We start from the raw sequence: 18,068 nt of genomic DNA, 5'->3' as shown, positions 1-18,068 counted from the left end.
TATTGGGGAAATAAAACCATACTATTATTTATTTAAAAAATAAAATAATGATATATTTAACAATAGTAATAATTTTTATGATTTTATCCTATATTTCAGAAAGAATAGTCTATGGATTAGATAACTATATGGATAAAAATCTAACGAACAAAATATTAATATTTTTACCAAACATGATAATACCTATTTTAATATATACTAAGTATGAGCTAAGCATACAAAGCATAAGTTATATGGCATTAATTCCTTTCTTAACAATGGTTTCAATAATTGATTTGAGAACAACTTATGTATATGATATAACAATACTTAGTGGTATAATTATGCAGAGTGTTATTTTTTTATTGGACAATCAGCTAATTGGAGGTTCAATGAGTAATATAAAAGGATTATTTATAGGTATGGTCCTATCGTATATTTTGGCAAAAGCAACAAAATCACTAGGAGATGGTGATATAGGTTTTTATGGGCTTTGTGCTTTTGTCCTTGGACAAGAATATAGCTTATATATGATATTTTTATCGTTTATGTTAGCTAGTATTTATGGAGGGTATATACTTTTAAGAAAGAAAAAATCTATAAAATCATCAATTCCTTTTACACCATTTATATCTTTAGCAACAATTTTGATAATATTAACACAAAAAGATATAATTAATTTATATTTTGACATTCTAAGTAGAAATCTATAAAGGAGGATAAAAATGTTTATAATAGTAGGTCTGGGAAATCCAGGTAAACAATATGAGAATACAAGACATAACATAGGATTTAATGTAATAGATATTTTAGCAGATGAATATGGTATAAGTGTAACTAAAATGAAGCATAAAGCTTTAATAGGAGAAGGAAGAGTAGGTGCTGAAAAGGTTGTTCTTGTAAAGCCTGTAACTTATATGAATCTTAGTGGAGAATCTTTAGCTGAGATATATAATTTTTACAAAGTAGAAACTAGTAACATTGTAGTAATATACGATGATATAGATTTAGATGTAGGTAAAATAAGAATAAGAAAAAAAGGTAGCGGTGGGACTCATAATGGAATGAGATCTATTGTTAAGTGTTTAGGAACAACAGATTTTCCAAGAGTTAGAGTTGGAGTTTCTAAGCCAGAACCAGGTAGAGATTTAGCAAGTTTTGTTCTTTCTAGATTTAGCAAGGAAGAAGAAGGAGATTTAAAGGACGGTCTAGAAAAAGCTATTAAAGCTATAGATTGTATTATTAGAGAAGATATAGATTTATCAATGAATAAATTTAATGGAAAATAATTAGGAGGCTATTATGAAGGATGTATTATTATATCCTTTGCAGAATTTAAATGAATATAAGGAAATTATAAGCTATATTGAGGAAAGTGATGGTGCAGCCTTAGTTAATGGTTTATTACCTATGCAAAAGCCGCATATAGCTTATTCCATATTTAAAGAATTAAAAAAACAAATCCTTTTTATCGCCAATAGTGATTTAGAAGCAAAAAAAGTTTATGAGGATTTAGAAGGCTATATGAAAGGAAAGGTAGAATATTTATCAAGTCAAGATATTTACTTTTATCATTTAGATGCAAAGGACAGAAGCGAAGAAGCAAAAAAATTAAAAACACTGTTTAAATTGGCTAAAGGAGAAAAGGTTATTACAGTAACTTCTGCTGAAGCTGTTTTAAGAAAATATATACCAAAAAAAGTATTAATAGACAATATAATTACTTATAAAGTTGGAGATGTTATTGATATAGAAAAATTAACCAATAATCTTGTTAATTTAGGATATGAAAGAGTTTCTAAAATTGAGGGATTTGGTCAATTTAGTATAAGAGGTGGAATAATAGATATTTTTTCTCTAGAGTACACTAACCCTATTCGTATGGAATTATTTGACGATGAAGTAGATTCTATACGAACTTTTGATGTGTTTTCACAAATGTCTATAGAAAAAATAAAAAAAGTTGTAATAACTCCATCAAGAGAGTTTATATATCCTACGGAATTGGATAAAATAGTAAAAAGTTTAAAAAAAGAAATTAATGACAATACAGATGAAGATGCTATTTCAAATATTGATAAAATCTCAAGTAAAACCTATTTTGAAGGAATAGAAAATTATATTGATTATATTTATCCTCAAGAAAACAAAAGCATTTTTACTTATTTAAATGAAGATGCAGTAATTTTTACGCAAGATATTACAAGACTTAAGGAAAAGTGTGAAAATTACTTTAATGAGTTTAAAGATAATTATAAATTAAACTTGGAAAGGGGACTAGCTCTAAAAAACCAGGGTAAGTTAATTTATACTTATAATGATTTAAGCTATCTTATAGAAAATAGATCTATTCTATTAAATACATTATTAACAAGACAAATAAATGAGTTTAATATAAAGAGAATTATTAATTTTGAATCCAGGGAAATATCACCATATAATGGTAAGTTAGAACTTTTAGCAGAAGACTTAAACAGATTAAAATATAACGGAAATAAAGTTGTATTAGTGACAAGTACTTTAGAAAGAGCAAAGAAGTTAAGTAAGGACTTGATTGAGTTCAATGTGGAAACAATAATATCTAAGAACAGAGATGTTGAAATTAAATCTTCCCAAATAATTACTTGCCCGGGAAATATACGTAGAGGTTTTGAATATAAATCAATTAAATTTATAGTAATTACAGATAATGAAATAATAGGAGTTCAAAAAAGAACTTCAACAAAGAAGAAAAAAAATAAAAATAAAAATGGAAAAAAAATTGACTCTTTCCTAGATTTGAATATAGGAGACTATGTTGTTCATGAAAATAGTGGTATAGGTAGATATACTGGAATAGAACAAGTTTTAGTAAATGGAATTAAAAAAGACTATATAAAAATAATTTACCAAGGTGGAGATAATCTTTATGTACCCATAGATCAAATGGATAAGGTACAAAAATATATTGGTGCAGATGTAGAAAGAGTCAAATTAAATAAATTAGGAACAAGTGAATGGACTAGAGCAAAAGCTAAGGTTAAACGAGAAATAGAAGATATGACAAAAGACCTTATTGAGCTTTATGCAAAAAGAGAAAAAGTCAAAGGATTTAAATTTTCAAAAGATACCCTTTGGCAAAAAGAATTTGAAGATTTATTTCCTCATGAAGAAACAGAAGACCAATTAAAAGCCATAAAAGAAACTAAAAAAGATATGGAATCATCAAAAGTAATGGATAGATTAGTTTGTGGAGATGTTGGGTATGGAAAGACGGAAGTAGCGATTAGAGCTATTTTTAAGGCTTGTATGGATAATAAACAAGTTGCTGTATTAGTTCCAACTACCATTCTTGCTCAGCAGCATTACAATACATTCAAAGAAAGGTTTGAGAATTATCCAATCAGAGTAGAAGTTTTAAGCAGATTTAAAACACCAAAACAGCAAAAACAAATTATAGAAGATGCAAAAAAAGGCTTAGTTGATATATTAATAGGAACTCATAGAATCGTTTCAAAAGATATAAATCTACCTAAACTAGGATTAGTAGTTATAGATGAAGAGCAAAGATTTGGTGTTAAGCATAAGGAGTCCTTAAAAAAGATAAAAAATACTGTAGATGTATTAACTTTATCAGCAACACCTATACCAAGAACTCTTCATATGTCCCTTAGTGGAATTAGAGATATGAGTGTTATAGAAGATCCACCGCAAGAAAGACATCCGGTTATGACTTATGTTACTGAGGCTAAGGAAAGTATTATACAAGATGAAGTGGAAAGAGAAGTAGCTAGAGGAGGTCAAGTATTCTTTGTATATAACAGAGTTGAAGGTATTGAGAGGATGGCTGCAAAAGTACAAGAATTAGTTCCAGACGCTAGAGTTGCAGTGGCTCATGGGAGAATGACTCCAAAAGTGCTTGAAAATATTATAATTGATTTCCTAAATAAGGAATATGATGTTTTAGTTTGTACAACAATAGTTGAAACAGGTATGGACATTTCTAACGCGAATACAATGATAATTTATGATGCAGATAAAATGGGTCTAGCACAGTTATATCAATTACGTGGTAGGGTTGGAAGAAGTTCTAGACAAGGTTATGCTTATTTAATGTATGAAAAGGATAAAGTTTTAAGTGAAGTAGCAGAAAAAAGATTAAAAGCCATTAAAGAGTTTACAGAATTTGGATCAGGGTTTAAAATAGCTATGAGAGACCTGGAGATTAGAGGGGCAGGAAATATATTGGGATCTCAACAACATGGTCATATGGCAGTTATAGGATATGACCTATATGTTAAAATGTTAAATGATGCTATAAGAAAAGTTAAGGGAGAACTAATAGTTGAAGAAGTGGAAGTTGAAATTGATTTAAGTGTTAATGCATATATTCCGGATTATTATATTGACGATGAATTAATAAAATTAGAAATGTATAAGAAAATTGCATGTATAGAAAATAAAGAAGATTTAACAGAAGTTCAGTATGAACTGGAAGATAGATTTTCTGATATTCCTAAACCTGTAGAAACATTATTAAACATTGCTTATATAAAATCTATGTGCAAAAAACTTAAAATAGAAAAAGTAAGACAAGTTAAGGATGAAATAATTTTAAGTCCTTTAACTAGATACAAAACTAAAGAAACAATAGGATATAAAATAGTTAAGGAATTAGAAGAACTATTAGAAAAAATGCTAAAAATAAATAATTGATTTGGAGAGGTGTTTTATGAAAAAAATATTTACTTTTATTCTGTGCTTAATGATGACAATATCATTAATAGGATGTAGTGCGGATAAAAAAGCAGTGGCCATAGTAAATGGACAAAATATAACTTTAGGAAATTACGAGAAGGAACTGGCACTATATAAGTCTTCTATGGGAGCATCTCCAGATGAATCGTACTGGAAGACTAAAAATGAAAAAGGACAGACTTATGAAGATGAATTTAAAGATACTATTTTAGATATTATGATTTCATCGGAGGTTATTTATCAACAAGCAGAAAAAGATAAGGTTATACCTGCAGATAAGCAAGTGCAAGATCAAATAAATAGTTTCAATGAAAGTACAAAAAATAATAGTGAGTACCAAGAACAACTTAAAAAAATGGGAATAAATGAAGATTTTCTTAAGTTCCAATTTACAAGAGATTTAGCTAATACTAATTTGCAAAAAAAATTTGAAGAAGATACAAAAATATCAGAAACTGAGATGAAAAAATACTATGAGGATAACAAAAAAAGCTTTTATACTGACACTGTAACAGCTTCTCATATATTACTAAAAACTCAAGACAGTGAAGGCAAAGAATTATCAGCGGAGAAAAAGAAAGAAGCTAAGAAGAAAGCAGAAGAAGCCCTTGCAAAGGTTAAATCAGGAGAAGATTTTGCAAAGGTAGCTAAAAAATACTCTCAGGATTCATCAGCATCAAATGGAGGAGAGTTAGGTACTTTCGGTAGAGGACAAATGGTATCTGAATTTGAAAAAGCTGCTTTTAACATGAAAAAAGGTGAAATATCAGATATAGTAGAAACTGAATATGGTTATCACATAATAAAAGTTACGGGTAGGATAGATAAACAAGAAACTTATAATAATGTAAAAGATAAAATAAAGACTACACTAGCGGGTCAAAAATATACTGAATATGTTGAAAAACTAAAAAAAGATTCTAAGATAGAACAAAAAGAAGATGTTGTAAAAACTGCTAAATTTTAATATAATAGCTATATCTAATTAAGGATATAGCTTTTTTTGTATATTTTTCTTATCAATGGTAAAAATATATACATATAAAGACAGTAATGGAGGGATTAATTAATAAATGAGAGCGACAGGAATAGTTAGAAGAATAGACGACCTAGGAAGAGTTGTTATTCCTAAAGAGATTAGAAAAACCCTTAGAATAAGAGAAGGTGATCCTCTAGAAATATTTACAGCTAAAGACGGAGAAGTAATCCTTAAAAAATACTCTCCAATTGGAGAATTAAATGAATTCTCACAAGAATATGCTGAAACATTAGGAGAAATACTAGGACAAGGTGTTGTAGTAACAGATTTAGATTCTATAATAGCTGTATCTAAATTACCTAAAAAGGACTATAAAGAAAAAAGTATAAGTAATGAATTAGAACAATTAATTGAAAATAGAGTAGTTAAGCATGCTAATGATAATAAAATGATACCATTATACAAAGATGATTCTACTCCATATAGCGGTCAAATTATTATGCCAATTATAAGTGATTCAGGAGACTGCATAGGTTCAATTTCAGTAGTTACAAAAGATAATGAAGTTTTTTCTGAAGATATAGAAAAAATTCTTAAAATTGCAACTAGCTTTTTAGGAAAGCAGGTACAATAAATACTAAAGGCCCTTATATTAAGGGCCTTTAGTATTTAAAAAATTTGTTTTCTAAATAGTTAAAAAATTTTAAATTATTGAATATACTTATAAAGATGTGATATATTAAAGTTTGTTATATAAATGATATGGAGGTAAGTTATGAATAATAACGCGCAGAAAGAATCGTTTTTAAAAGGTGCGCTTATACTTGGAATGGCAGGTATAATCGTTAAGATAATGGGTGCATTTTTTAGGATTCCTCTTGGTAACATAATAGGGTCAACGGGATTAGGATATTATCAAGCGGTATATCCAGTATATACTTTGTTCTTAACCTTAGCTACAGCAGGGTTTCCAACAGCACTTGCGAAACTAGTTTCAGAACAAAGAGCTGTAGGAGATTTTGGTGGAGCTAATAAAACATTTAAAATATCATATACAGTCTTATTTATTACTGGATTGATATCATTTTCATTTTTTTTCTTTGGTGCAGATTTTATATCTACAGTACTATTGAAAAATAGTGGATCATACGCAGCGTTAATTGCTATTTCTCCTGCTTTACTATTTGTTCCTTTAATGTCTTCTTATAGAGGATATTTCCAAGGAAGAAGAGAAATGTCTAAAATAGCTGTTTCTCAAATAATTGAACAGTTTTTCAGGGTAGTATTGGGATTATTATTGGCATATATGCTTATGAAAAACTTTGGAGAACAAATGGGAGCTGCTGGTGGAGTACTAGGAGCTGCAATAGGTGGATTTGCATCTGCTGTATTTTTAATTTACATATATTTAAGAGGCAGTAAATCTAGAAAAGCTGAAATAGCTCAAAGTAAGCATATAAAGCTTGAAAGTACGGGTACTATATTAAAAAGATTATTATATGTTGCTATACCTATAAGTATTGGTGCATGTGTAATGCCTTTAGTAAATATGGTGGATAGTGTAATAGTAGTAAGAAGGCTTACAGAAACCGGATTTAATATAAAACAAGCAAACTCTTTACTTGGCCAATTATCAGGAATGGCGATATCAACTGTAAACTTACTTGTAGTTATAGATCAAGCTATAGGAATGAGTTTAGTACCGTCTATTTCAGAAGCTTATGCATTAAAACAAATGAAAAGAGTAAGGAAAGAAGCTAAGACAGGGTTAAAAACTATATTGTTAGTTACTTTACCAGCTACATTTGGATTTGCAGCTCTTGCAGGGCCAATAATGAAATTACTATATCCAGCTGAACCAGCAACTCTTGGAACTATGTTATTTGTAGTGTCTCCTTGTGCAGTATTTTTAGGTTTAATATATGCACAAAATGGAATACTACAAGGTATGGGAAAACCTATGATGCCAGTTATAGCGTTGGCTATAGGTATGGTGTTTAAAGTTGTAATAAGTTATGTATTAACAGGGATACCATCAATAAATATAATAGGTTCTGGAGTAGGTACTTTATCAGCATATGCAGTAGCATCTATAATAGAGTTCATATACATAAAGAGACATCTAAAATTAAGATTATCACCAAAAGAGTTTATTATAAAACCGATGATAACAGTTATAACAATGTATGTAGTTGTTAAATTATCATATGGACTTATGGTAGGATTCTTAGGAAATTCATTATCAACTTTAGTTTCAATAGCTATTGGTGGGTTTGTTTATGGTTTAGTTTTACTAGGAATAGGTGGAATTAGGAAAGAAGAAATTTTAACTATGCCAAAAGGTGAAAAAATCTACTCAATTTTAAGAAAACTTAAACTTATGAAATAGAAAAAATATATAAATGAATGATAGGGTTATACTAAGTTGTGATCTTATTATTCATATATAGGAGATAATAAAATGGGAAAAATATCTATTGTAGGACTAGGACCTGGAGATTATTCATTAATTAGCCAAGGTGCATTAGAAGCATTAAGTTCTAGTTCTAATGTTTATTTAAGAACTAAGAAACATCCAACAGTAGAACAGTTACAAGAACAAATTCAATATACTACTCTAGATTATTTTTATGAAAAAGAAGATAATTTTGAAGAGGTATATGGACAAATTGCAAAATTTATAGTAGAAAAGGGTGAAAATGAAGACTTAGTTTATGCAGTTCCAGGTCATCCTCGCGTTGCAGAAAAGACTGTAGGCATTATAGAGGGTTTATGTATAGCAAATAACCTAGAACTGGATATAATACCGTCTATGAGCTTTGTAGATGCCATGTACAACTATCTAGGAGTAGACCCAGCAGAAGGATTTAAACTATTAGATGCTTTTGAGTTAGAAGAGTCTTATATAGACACAAGTACAAATACTATAATAACGCAAATATATGATTCTTTTATTGCATCAAATGTTAAATTAAAATTAATGGAACATTATGATGATGAACAAGAAATTTGTATAGTAAATGGTGCAGGAATAAAAAACTTAGAAAATAAAACATATGTAAAATTATTTGAACTTGATAGAAAGCCTGAACTTTTTAGTTATTTAACAAGCTTATATATACCCAAAAGCGATAAAAAATTATATAATAAAGTTCATGATCTACAAAATATAATGAAAAAGCTTAGAGGACCATCAGGTTGTGAATGGGATGCGAAACAAACTCATGAGTCTTTAAAAAGATATTTAATAGAAGAAGCTTATGAAGTGGTACAAGCTATTGACAACGATGATATTGATGAATTAATTGAAGAATTAGGAGATGTACTTTTGCAAGTTATATTCCATTGTCAAATAGGAGAAGAAGAAGGATTCTTTAACCTAGGAGACGTATCAAGTAGTATTTGTAACAAATTAATACATAGACATCCTCATGTTTTTGAAAATGTTGATATAGATATGAATAAATTTGATAAAACATGGGAAGAACTGAAAAAGAAGGAGAAAGGTGAGACCAGTGTAACAGAGGGCTTACAAAGGATTCCTCAGTATTTGCCGGCTCTAACTAAAGCAGAAAAAATACAATATAAAGCCGCCCTAGTAGGATTTGACTGGGATAATATTGGCGATGTTTGTAAAAAAGTTGAAGAAGAATACAAAGAACTACTTGACGAATGTAAATCAAGGAATATAAAATACATAAAGGAAGAGTTAGGCGATTTATTATTTTCAATAGTAAATTTAGCAAGATTTTTACAAGTTGATCCGGAAGAAGCATTAAACTTAACTAGTAAGAAATTTATAAAAAGATTTAAGTTTATAGAAGATAATGCTAAAGCAATGAATAAGACATTGGAAGAAATGACATTACAAGAGATGGATAAACTATGGGAAAAGGCTAAATTTCAATAAATAATAGAAGGAAATTTCATAAATATATAGAACTTACAAGAAAAGAGTTTTATATTAACACATTTTAGGAGGTAAAAATAATGAATAAAGCTGAATTAGTATCAAAAATGGCAGAAAAAAGTGAGTTAGAATTAACTAAAAAACAAATAGAGGATGCATTAAATGCATTTATGGCTTCAGTTGAAGAAGCATTAGTTGGAGGAGAAAAAGTACAATTAGTAGGATTTGGAACTTTCGAAACTAGAGAAAGAGCTGCTAGACAAGGAAGAAACCCAAGAGACCCACAACAAGTTATAGAAATACCTGCTTCAAAAGCTCCAGTATTCAAAGCTGGAAAAGTTTTAAAAGAAGCTATAAACAAATAAGAATATAAATAGAGATTATAATAGATAAAAGTGTGGGATTCCCACACTTTTTCTGCATACTAAGGAGGTCATATGAGACTAGATAAATTTTTAAAAGTATCCAGAATAATAAAGAGAAGAACAGTGGCAAAAGAAGCTTGTGATAAAGGCATAGTGATTATAAATGGAAAACAAGCAAAATCATCTTCAGAAGTGAATACAGGTGACATATTAGAAATTACTTTTGGAGAAAAAGTAATGAAGTTTAAAATAACTGAAATAAAAGAACATGTTCTTAAGGCTGAAGCGAAGGAAATGTATGAGATAGTAGAATAATATTTACACAACCTCAGTATATTTATATTAGGAGTAATTTATATATACTGGGGGGATATGATGGAACATAATATAAGTTTAAAAAACAGGTCTAGTCTAGTTATATCAGGAGTAGATCATATATATTCTTTTAATGATAAAAGGGTTGAGCTTTTAACTTCAGCAGGAAGACTTATTGTTGAAGGTGAAGGCTTGGATATGAATAAGCTAAATCTAGAAGAAAGTATAATAAGTGTAGAAGGTACTGTAAACTCTATAAATTATGCCAAAGAGAAAAAACCTGAAGAAAAATTTTTAAAAAAGGTATTTAAATAATGGAATTCTTTGTAAGAGACATGGGTGTGTTTTACCTTACTATTTATGGTGGAATAGCAATAGGTCTATTATTTGATTTTTATAGAGCATTAAGGGTAAATTTTAAAATAGTAAAGAAAATATCTTTTGTTTTTGATGTTATATTTTGGATACTAATAACAATTGTAATTTTTACAACTATCAATTTGTTAGAAAGATTTGACTTAAGATATTATCATTTTGTAGCCTTATTTCTAGGTTTTATCTTATATTACAACACCATAAGTAAATATATTTTTACCATGTTTAATAAAATAATTTGTTTTATAACAAGCTTATTCAAAAAGACTATACATTACATAGTCGGTTTTTTAAATAATTTGTATTACATTATTATCTATTCAATACACCTTATTTTTGATATTATTTGTTATATACCGAGTATACTTTTATCAACTAATAGAAAAAGAAAAAAGAAAAAGGGTGTAGGTGCATGAAGATAAAAATGTTAAAAAGATTTATGGGTCAGTATATGATTCTAAGTTTATTTGTATTTTTTTTAGTGTTTAGTATCATCACTGGATTTATATTTCAGATAAGAAAAATAAATGAGTATAAAGGCCAGATAGCACAAATAAACAACCAGATAGAAGATACTAAAGAGGAAATAAGTAAGTTAGAAAAAATTTGTAAAAGTAATGATTTAGAATCAGCGGCAAGAGAGCAGCTTGGTATGATTAAATCAAATGAAATAATATATGTGGATTCCAGTGAAAGAGATAACTAAGTTATCTCTTTTTCGTTTATAATATATTATTATAAGTTATAAATTTGAGCAACAGAGTTGCCTGAAGCGATAGCCAAGGCATCTTGCTGGCTATATGAGCAAAGCGAATTTTGACTAAGGAGGATAAAAATGAAAACAGGAACAATCGATATTGGCACAAACTCCATGAGATTATTAATTGCAGATTTCCAAGATAATAAAATAGAAAATAGAAAGAAGTATATAAATACAACTAGAATAGGGCAAGGAGTTGATCAAGAAGGGTATATTACAAAAGATGCATTAGGAAGAAACTTAAAAGCTCTTAAAGAGTTTTCTGATAAATGTAAGGAGGAAAAGTGTGAGAAGATATATTGCATGGGAACATCAGCTCTTAGGGATAGTAAAAATGGACAAGATTTCGTTAATGAGGCAAAAAAATTAACAGATATAGATGTTAAAATAATTTGTGGAGAAGAAGAATCAAATTTAGGATTTATGGGTGTGCTGCAAGGTACAGAAGGTAATAAAAAAGAAGATATATTAGTAATAGATATTGGTGGTGGTTCTACAGAGTTTATAGTTGGAAGTGAGAAAGGAATCAAGTTTTGTAAAAGTGAAAATATTGGAGCGCTAAGAATGACAGAAAAATTTATTACTACAGATCCTATTAGTGATGAAGAGTTTAATAATATGGCAACTTTTATAGAAGATACCATATCATCTACCATAGATAAGCTTAGAACAATGAATATAAGCAAAATAGTAGGGATTGGAGGAGCAATTACTTCACTTTCTGCCATGAATCAACAATTAGAAGTATATTCTATGGAAAAAGTTCATAATAGTGTGGTTACAAAAAAAGATTTAGAAAAAATTCTACAAAATTTAAAAATAATGACACTAAATGATAAAAAAACCTTAAAAGGACTACAGCCAAAACGAGCGGATATTATAACAGCTGGTGTAAAAATATTACATATTGTAATGAAAAAGTTAGAATTTGAAAAAATAATGATAAGTGAGTACGATAATTTGGAAGGCTTAATGTGTCAAAACTCAAAAAATATGTCTTAATTTTTTAGGAATACTAAAACCAATTATGACAAAATATAATTCTCCCCTTTGATATAATTCATTGTAAACAGTAAACAAAGGAGGAGATTTTTTATGGAGAGAAATGGAGCTGCTGTAAAGAATAGAGGTATAAATTTAAATAAATTAAAAATAAATAAATATATAAATACAAAGACGGTAATTTTTATGCTGCTGGGATTTTTTCTTAGTCGCTTTACCATTGTGGATGGGGTTGCACCCTTTGGAATAGCATTTTTCTTATTTTTTGTTAAATTAGATCAATATAAATATCAAGTATTTTTGTCAACTTTGTTGGGCATATTATTATCATTTAATGATGTATCGTCTATTGCTAAGTACAGTATATGTTTAGTTATTATTTTTGCTTTTAGTAATAAGATCAAAAAATTAGATTCTGTGGCCAAGATAAGTTTACTAGGGGCTGCAATATTACTTCCTATGTCTTTGGGACAAACAGCATATTATGGTAATAACAATATATACGATTTTATAATAGTTTTTATGGAGTTTGTAGTCACGTTTATTTCATCATATATATTTTCATTTGGGACAAAGTTCCTGATAAATAACAGGAACAAGATGTACATAAGTCCCGAGGAGGTAGTTTCCCTCAGCCTACTGATTGCCTTTAGTATTATAGGTATAGGCAATATAGGTTTATTTGGTGTTTCAGCTAGAGGAGTTTTAGCAACTGTGTTAATACTTATAGCATCTATACTTGGAGGATCAACTTTAGGTGCTACAAGTGGAGTTATCGTTGGTTTAGGTTTTATGATATCTAACGTAGTATCAGCCTTATATATGGGAGTATATTCTTTTGCAGGCCTTGTATCAGGGGCATTTAATAAATTAAATAAATATATTTCTATATTAGGATATTTATTAAGTTGGATTATAATATATTCCTATACTTCAGGAATAACTTCAAATTTATCAAAAATAATTGATATAGCCATAGGGTGTTTAATAGTTTCTTTAATACCAAAATCATTTTTTAATAAGATGGAGAAATTAGTAAAAACCAAGGTGGACTCTAACGAAGCTGTTTATGAATATATAACAAGAAGCAAGAACTTAACAAATAGCAAGCTTATGAATATACAAAGAGTATATAGTGAGTTAGCTAACACTTTTGACAAGGTAAGAGAAAGAGACAAAGTAATCGACCAAAGAGATATATCTACAATAATTGATTTAATTCATAATGATGAATGTCAATATTGTAGTATGCAGCGAATTTGTTGGGAATCAAAATTTAATTACACTTACAACTTAATATATGAAATAATTGAAAAAATAGAGGATGGTGAGATAAGTACAAGAGATATTCCAGAAAACTTTAGGAAAGAGTGTATGAAACCAGAGCTAATTGTAAGAGTAGCTAATTATTATTATAAACTATATGCTCTAGACTATGATTGGAGTATGAAACTAAGTGAAAGTAGAAAAGTTATATCTAAACAAATAAAAGATATATCCAAATCCATAGAATGTATATCCAAAAGCTTGGATCATGATATTATGTTGAATTTGGATAAGGAAAAAGAAATATTTGATGAATTACAAAGATATAACATAATTGTGGACAAGGTTAATTATATTCAAGAAAATAACGATGATTTTAAAATAACCATCGAAATGAAAAACTGCAGAGATGGTTGCTTGTGTGATGAGAAATTATTAAAAATTATTTCTAACTTTGTAGGAGAATCTTTAGATATTCAAAAGATCGGGTGTCATTGTTTAGGAGAAAGCTGTAAGGTTATTTTTACAAAAGCTGAGAAATTTAAAGTGGTCACAGAGGTAGCAACTATGTCTAGAGATGGTCATATATTCTGTGGAGACAATTATACATTTATGGAAATATATGATGGCAAATATATGATGGCAATAAGTGATGGTATGGGCAAAGGTAAAAAGGCATATGATGAATCATCTGTTACTATAGATATTTTGGAAAACATGATGGAAGCAAAAATTGACAAGGAGATAGTCATAAACACAATAAACAATATGCTTTTACTTAAATCATCTGAAGAAATTTTTTCTACACTGGATTTAGGTATAGTTGATTTGAAAAAAGGAAGATTAGAAACTGTTAAAATGGGTGCTTGCTCAACATATATTAGTAGAGAAAATAAAGATGTGGATATAATTTCATCTTCTTCACTACCAGTTGGAATTTTGTCTGAAATAAATTTAGACAGACATAATGTTAAAATAAAGAATGGTGATTTTATAATAATGGTCTCTGATGGAATTGTTGATGCTGGTAAAAATAATGACTTTGGAGAGAATTGGCTAATATACTTCCTAAAAAAATTAACAACAACTAATCCAAAGGAAATTGCAAATCAAATTTTAGACCGAGCTCTAGAATTGCAGCTTGGAGAGGTAGATGATGATATGACCGTGTTGGTAACTAAAGTTGTCAGCAATTAAAATATAAATATCAACAAAAAAGTATAAATATCTATAAATTTTGTTGATAAGATTGTAAAAAATGTTGATAAATAGGAGGAATATGGTGAAGTAATGTAAATTTGTTAATATAAAACCGTTGAAAATACTAAAAAATATTAAAAAAGAGGGTGTTGATATGTGAATAAGATTGTGGATAAGTCTTTGTTATGCACAATATGCAAAATTGAATAATTTGTAAAAAATAAGCCATCCTATTATTAAGTAACTTGATGAAAGGGTGGCTTTTTATGGGCAGAAAGTTATTAAAACTATTAATTGTTTTATTACTGTTATTTGGAATTTATACTGCAAGACAAAATATTTATAATGGTTGTGTTACAGTTTTTGCACAAGATGAAAAAGATGAAGAGAAACCAAAAAAAGAAATTGATTATAATAAGTATTGTTGGAATTTATATACCTTATATAAAAATGACGATGCATGGTCAAAAGACTTAAAAAAATTTGATCAAGAGATGAACGAGCTTGAAAACTATATAGGAAAATTAACAAAATCAAAAACTCATTTATATTTAGGTATGGGAATAAAAGAAAAACTTGATATAAAGTTAAACTCTTTATCAGCTTATGCTAAGTTAAAAAAAGATTTAAATAAAAATTCATATGAATATCTAAACATGACAGAGGAAATTAAAAAATCTTATTCTAGGTATATGAAGATTACATCACAGTTGGAGTTAGAAATACTTAAATTATCAGACAAAGATTGTAATAAGTATCTATGTGATAAAAAAATAAATAATAAGTATGGTATGTATATAAAAGATATTAGAAGAAATAAAAAACATTACTTAGATGATAAAAGTGAAAATATACTATCAAACATGTCATCTATAAATGGATTACCTAGTAATATTTATGATTTATTTAGGAATATGGACAAAAAAACCAATATAACTCCAGCAGAATATGAAAATGCTATGCAAGACTATAACAGAGAGAAAAGAGTAGAAGCTTATAAAAATGAATTCCTTCCATATAACGATAATGTAAATACCTTAGCGGGATTGTTAAGTGGTCAGGTTAACAAAAATGTTTTTTATTCTTCAGTTAGAAATTATGACTCATCTTTGCAAATGTATTTAGACTCAGATAATGTAGACGAAAAGGTTTATAAAGGACTAATAAAAACTGTAAGTAAAAATACAGATAGTTTGCATAAGTATGTTAGTCTTAGAAAAAAAGTTTTAAACTTAGATAAAGTATATTATTATGATATGTTTGTACCTATTGTTAGTGAAGGTGAAGAGGTTGTCTCTTATGATAAAGCTCAAGGCATGGTTTATTCTGCTTTGGCACCATTAGGCGATGCATATGGAAGTATAGTTTACAAGGCATTTAATGAAAGATGGGTAGATGTATACTCTAAAGAAAATAAAGTTAGCGGAGGATATTGTTTATCAGTATATGACAATCATCCTTATATATTACTTAATTACAACAGCTCTATAGGAGGGGTGTCTACACTAGTTCATGAACTTGGTCATGGAGTTTACGAGTATTTAAGTGCTAAAAATCAAAACTTTTATAATTCTTCTCCATCTATTTTTACTCATGAAGTAGCATCAACAACTAATGAAGTGCTTCTTTATGAAAATTTGATTAAAAATGCAAAAAATAATAAAGAAAAAGCGTATTATATTAGCATGTATTTAGATTTTATAAAAAATACACTATATACACAAACTATGTACGCTGAATTTGAAGATTATATACATGAAACTTCAGAAAATAATAAACAAATAAATGCATTAGTATTAAATGATAAATGGTCTATGCTGTTGAAAAAATACTATGGTGATGATTTTGAAGTAGATCCATTATCTATGGTGGGGTGGGCTAGAATACCTCATTTTTATAATAGTTTTTATGTATACAAATATGCAACAGGATGCTGTAGTGCTGTTACTTGTGCCCAAGATATACTTAAAAAAGGACCAGATAATTATTTGAATTTCCTTAAAAAAGGAGGTTCAGATTATCCTTTAAATCTGTTAAAATCTAATAATGTTGATTTAAATAGTCAAAAGCCTATTAAAAATACTATAGATAAATTTGATCAACTTGTAAATGAATTAGAAAAATTATTAGAAGAGTAGCAATTGCTTAACTAATAATAAACATGACAAAACTATAAGTATGATGATAAAATAAATATGAATATAACTTATTGTATTTTAAGATTATTGGAGGGAATAACATTATGCAAAGGAAAATAAGAAAAGCGGTTATACCTGCTGCAGGTCTTGGGACAAGATTTCTACCAGCAACAAAGGCTCAACCAAAAGAAATGTTACCTATTGTTGATAAACCAACCTTACAATATATAATTGAGGAAGCTGTGGCTTCTGGAATAGAGGAAATATTAATAATAACTGGTAAAAATAAAAAATCTATTGAAGATCATTTTGACAAATCAGTAGAATTAGAGTTAGAACTTGAACAAAAAGGAAAGACAGAGTTGCTAGAAATAGTTAGAGATATATCTAAGATGATAAACATCTATTATATAAGACAAAAAGAACCTAAGGGGCTTGGTGATGCCATATATTGTGCAAGAAGTTTCATAGGAGATGAACCTTTTGCTGTTATGCTTGGAGATGATATTGTAGACAATGATGTTCCGTGCTTAAGACAACTTATGGATGCTTATGAAGAATATAGAACTACTATCCTTGGAGTTCAAACCGTTGAAAGTGAAAATGTAAATAAGTATGGTATAATAGATGCCAAACATATAGAAGATAGAGTTTACAAAGTTAAGGATCTAGTTGAAAAGCCTGATATAGATAAAGCTCCTTCGAATATTGCGATTCTAGGAAGATATATAATTACACCTGAGATATTTGATATCTTAGAAGATTTACCTATAGGAAAAGGTGGAGAAGTTCAATTAACAGACGCCTTAAAAAGACTATCTAAAAAAGAGGCTATGTATGCATATAATTTTGAGGGAAGAAGATACGATGTGGGAGACAAATTAGGTTTCCTAGAAGCTACCGTAGATTTTGCTCTTAAAAAGGATGAGTTAAGAGATGATTTTATGAAATATCTTAAAAAAGTTAGCCTTGAAGATGCTGATAAATAATAGGTACAAAATTTAGAGAGGTGGTTCATATGGCTAAAAATATGCAAAAAAAA

16 protein-coding genes are annotated in these 18,068 nt (G+C 28.5%); all 16 read left to right on the top strand.

The features are described from left to right. Positions 1–128 precede the first annotated feature (128 nt). The 16 genes from K0040_RS08390 to galU all read left to right on the top strand — a co-directional run bounded on the left by K0040_RS08390 (position 129) and on the right by galU (position 18,015). Positions 129–692, top strand: a complete 564-nt coding sequence (locus K0040_RS08390) for a prepilin peptidase (protein ID WP_228108452.1) — start codon at positions 129–131, stop codon at positions 690–692. A gap of 12 nt (positions 693–704) precedes the next feature. Then, positions 705–1,268: an aminoacyl-tRNA hydrolase gene (gene pth / locus K0040_RS08385; protein WP_228108451.1), complete on the top strand. Its 564-nt coding sequence runs from the start codon at positions 705–707 to the stop codon at positions 1,266–1,268. A 13-nt stretch (positions 1,269–1,281) separates the two neighbouring features. Further along, positions 1,282–4,674 carry a transcription-repair coupling factor gene (gene mfd, locus K0040_RS08380; RefSeq protein WP_228108450.1) on the top strand — a complete coding sequence of 1,131 codons (3,393 nt, stop codon included), beginning with the start codon at positions 1,282–1,284 and terminating at the stop codon, positions 4,672–4,674. A 16-nt stretch (positions 4,675–4,690) separates the two neighbouring features. After that, positions 4,691–5,683 carry a peptidylprolyl isomerase gene (locus K0040_RS08375; RefSeq protein ID WP_228108449.1) on the top strand — a complete coding sequence of 331 codons (993 nt, stop codon included), beginning with the start codon at positions 4,691–4,693 and terminating at the stop codon, positions 5,681–5,683. A 106-nt stretch (positions 5,684–5,789) separates the two neighbouring features. Then, positions 5,790–6,329 carry a stage V sporulation T C-terminal domain-containing protein gene (locus tag K0040_RS08370; protein WP_074919702.1) on the top strand — a complete coding sequence of 180 codons (540 nt, stop codon included), beginning with the start codon at positions 5,790–5,792 and terminating at the stop codon, positions 6,327–6,329. A gap of 141 nt (positions 6,330–6,470) precedes the next feature. Then, positions 6,471–8,084, top strand: a complete 1,614-nt coding sequence (locus K0040_RS08365) for a putative polysaccharide biosynthesis protein (RefSeq protein WP_228108448.1) — start codon at positions 6,471–6,473, stop codon at positions 8,082–8,084. Positions 8,085–8,156: 72 nt separating this feature from the next. Further along, positions 8,157–9,605, top strand: coding sequence for a bifunctional methyltransferase/pyrophosphohydrolase YabN (yabN, locus tag K0040_RS08360; RefSeq protein WP_228108447.1), 1,449 nt, complete (start codon positions 8,157–8,159; stop codon positions 9,603–9,605). 80 nt (positions 9,606–9,685) lie between these two features. Next, the gene (locus K0040_RS08355) at positions 9,686–9,970 is read left to right on the top strand and encodes an HU family DNA-binding protein (protein ID WP_018591954.1); all 285 of its coding nucleotides are present in this window, start codon (positions 9,686–9,688) and stop codon (positions 9,968–9,970) included. Between the two features lie 72 nt (positions 9,971–10,042). Beyond that, on the top strand, positions 10,043–10,285 hold the full coding sequence (locus K0040_RS08350; protein WP_228108446.1) for an RNA-binding S4 domain-containing protein: 243 nt from the start codon (positions 10,043–10,045) through the stop codon (positions 10,283–10,285). A gap of 60 nt (positions 10,286–10,345) precedes the next feature. Then, positions 10,346–10,600, top strand: coding sequence for a sporulation protein YabP (gene yabP / locus K0040_RS08345; RefSeq protein WP_074919698.1), 255 nt, complete (start codon positions 10,346–10,348; stop codon positions 10,598–10,600). After that, the gene (yabQ, locus tag K0040_RS21280) at positions 10,600–11,076 is read left to right on the top strand and encodes a spore cortex biosynthesis protein YabQ (protein ID WP_334302502.1); all 477 of its coding nucleotides are present in this window, start codon (positions 10,600–10,602) and stop codon (positions 11,074–11,076) included. The genes yabP and yabQ overlap by 1 nt, the downstream gene beginning before the upstream one ends. After that, on the top strand, positions 11,073–11,366 hold the full coding sequence (locus K0040_RS08335; RefSeq protein ID WP_148556987.1) for an FtsB family cell division protein: 294 nt from the start codon (positions 11,073–11,075) through the stop codon (positions 11,364–11,366). The genes yabQ and K0040_RS08335 overlap by 4 nt, the downstream gene beginning before the upstream one ends. A 129-nt stretch (positions 11,367–11,495) precedes the next feature. Then, complete coding sequence (locus K0040_RS08330) at positions 11,496–12,422, top strand: Ppx/GppA phosphatase family protein (RefSeq protein WP_228108445.1); 927 nt, start codon at positions 11,496–11,498, stop codon at positions 12,420–12,422. 93 nt (positions 12,423–12,515) lie between these two features. Beyond that, on the top strand, positions 12,516–14,885 hold the full coding sequence (gene spoIIE, locus K0040_RS08325) for a stage II sporulation protein E (RefSeq protein WP_074919695.1): 2,370 nt from the start codon (positions 12,516–12,518) through the stop codon (positions 14,883–14,885). A gap of 269 nt (positions 14,886–15,154) precedes the next feature. Next, positions 15,155–17,026: an oligoendopeptidase F gene (pepF, locus tag K0040_RS08320; RefSeq protein WP_228108444.1), complete on the top strand. Its 1,872-nt coding sequence runs from the start codon at positions 15,155–15,157 to the stop codon at positions 17,024–17,026. Positions 17,027–17,130: 104 nt separating this feature from the next. Next, a complete protein-coding gene (galU, locus tag K0040_RS08315) occupies positions 17,131–18,015 on the top strand; it encodes a UTP--glucose-1-phosphate uridylyltransferase GalU (protein WP_228108443.1) in 885 nt (294 codons plus the stop codon). Positions 18,016–18,068: the final 53 nt, after the last annotated feature.

It is taken from the genome of Terrisporobacter petrolearius (assembly GCF_020748185.1).
GTDB lineage: Bacteria > Bacillota > Clostridia > Peptostreptococcales > Peptostreptococcaceae > Terrisporobacter > Terrisporobacter petrolearius.
Note: the sequence above shows the minus strand (reverse complement) of the source record. Positions and strands in the feature narration are given on the sequence as shown.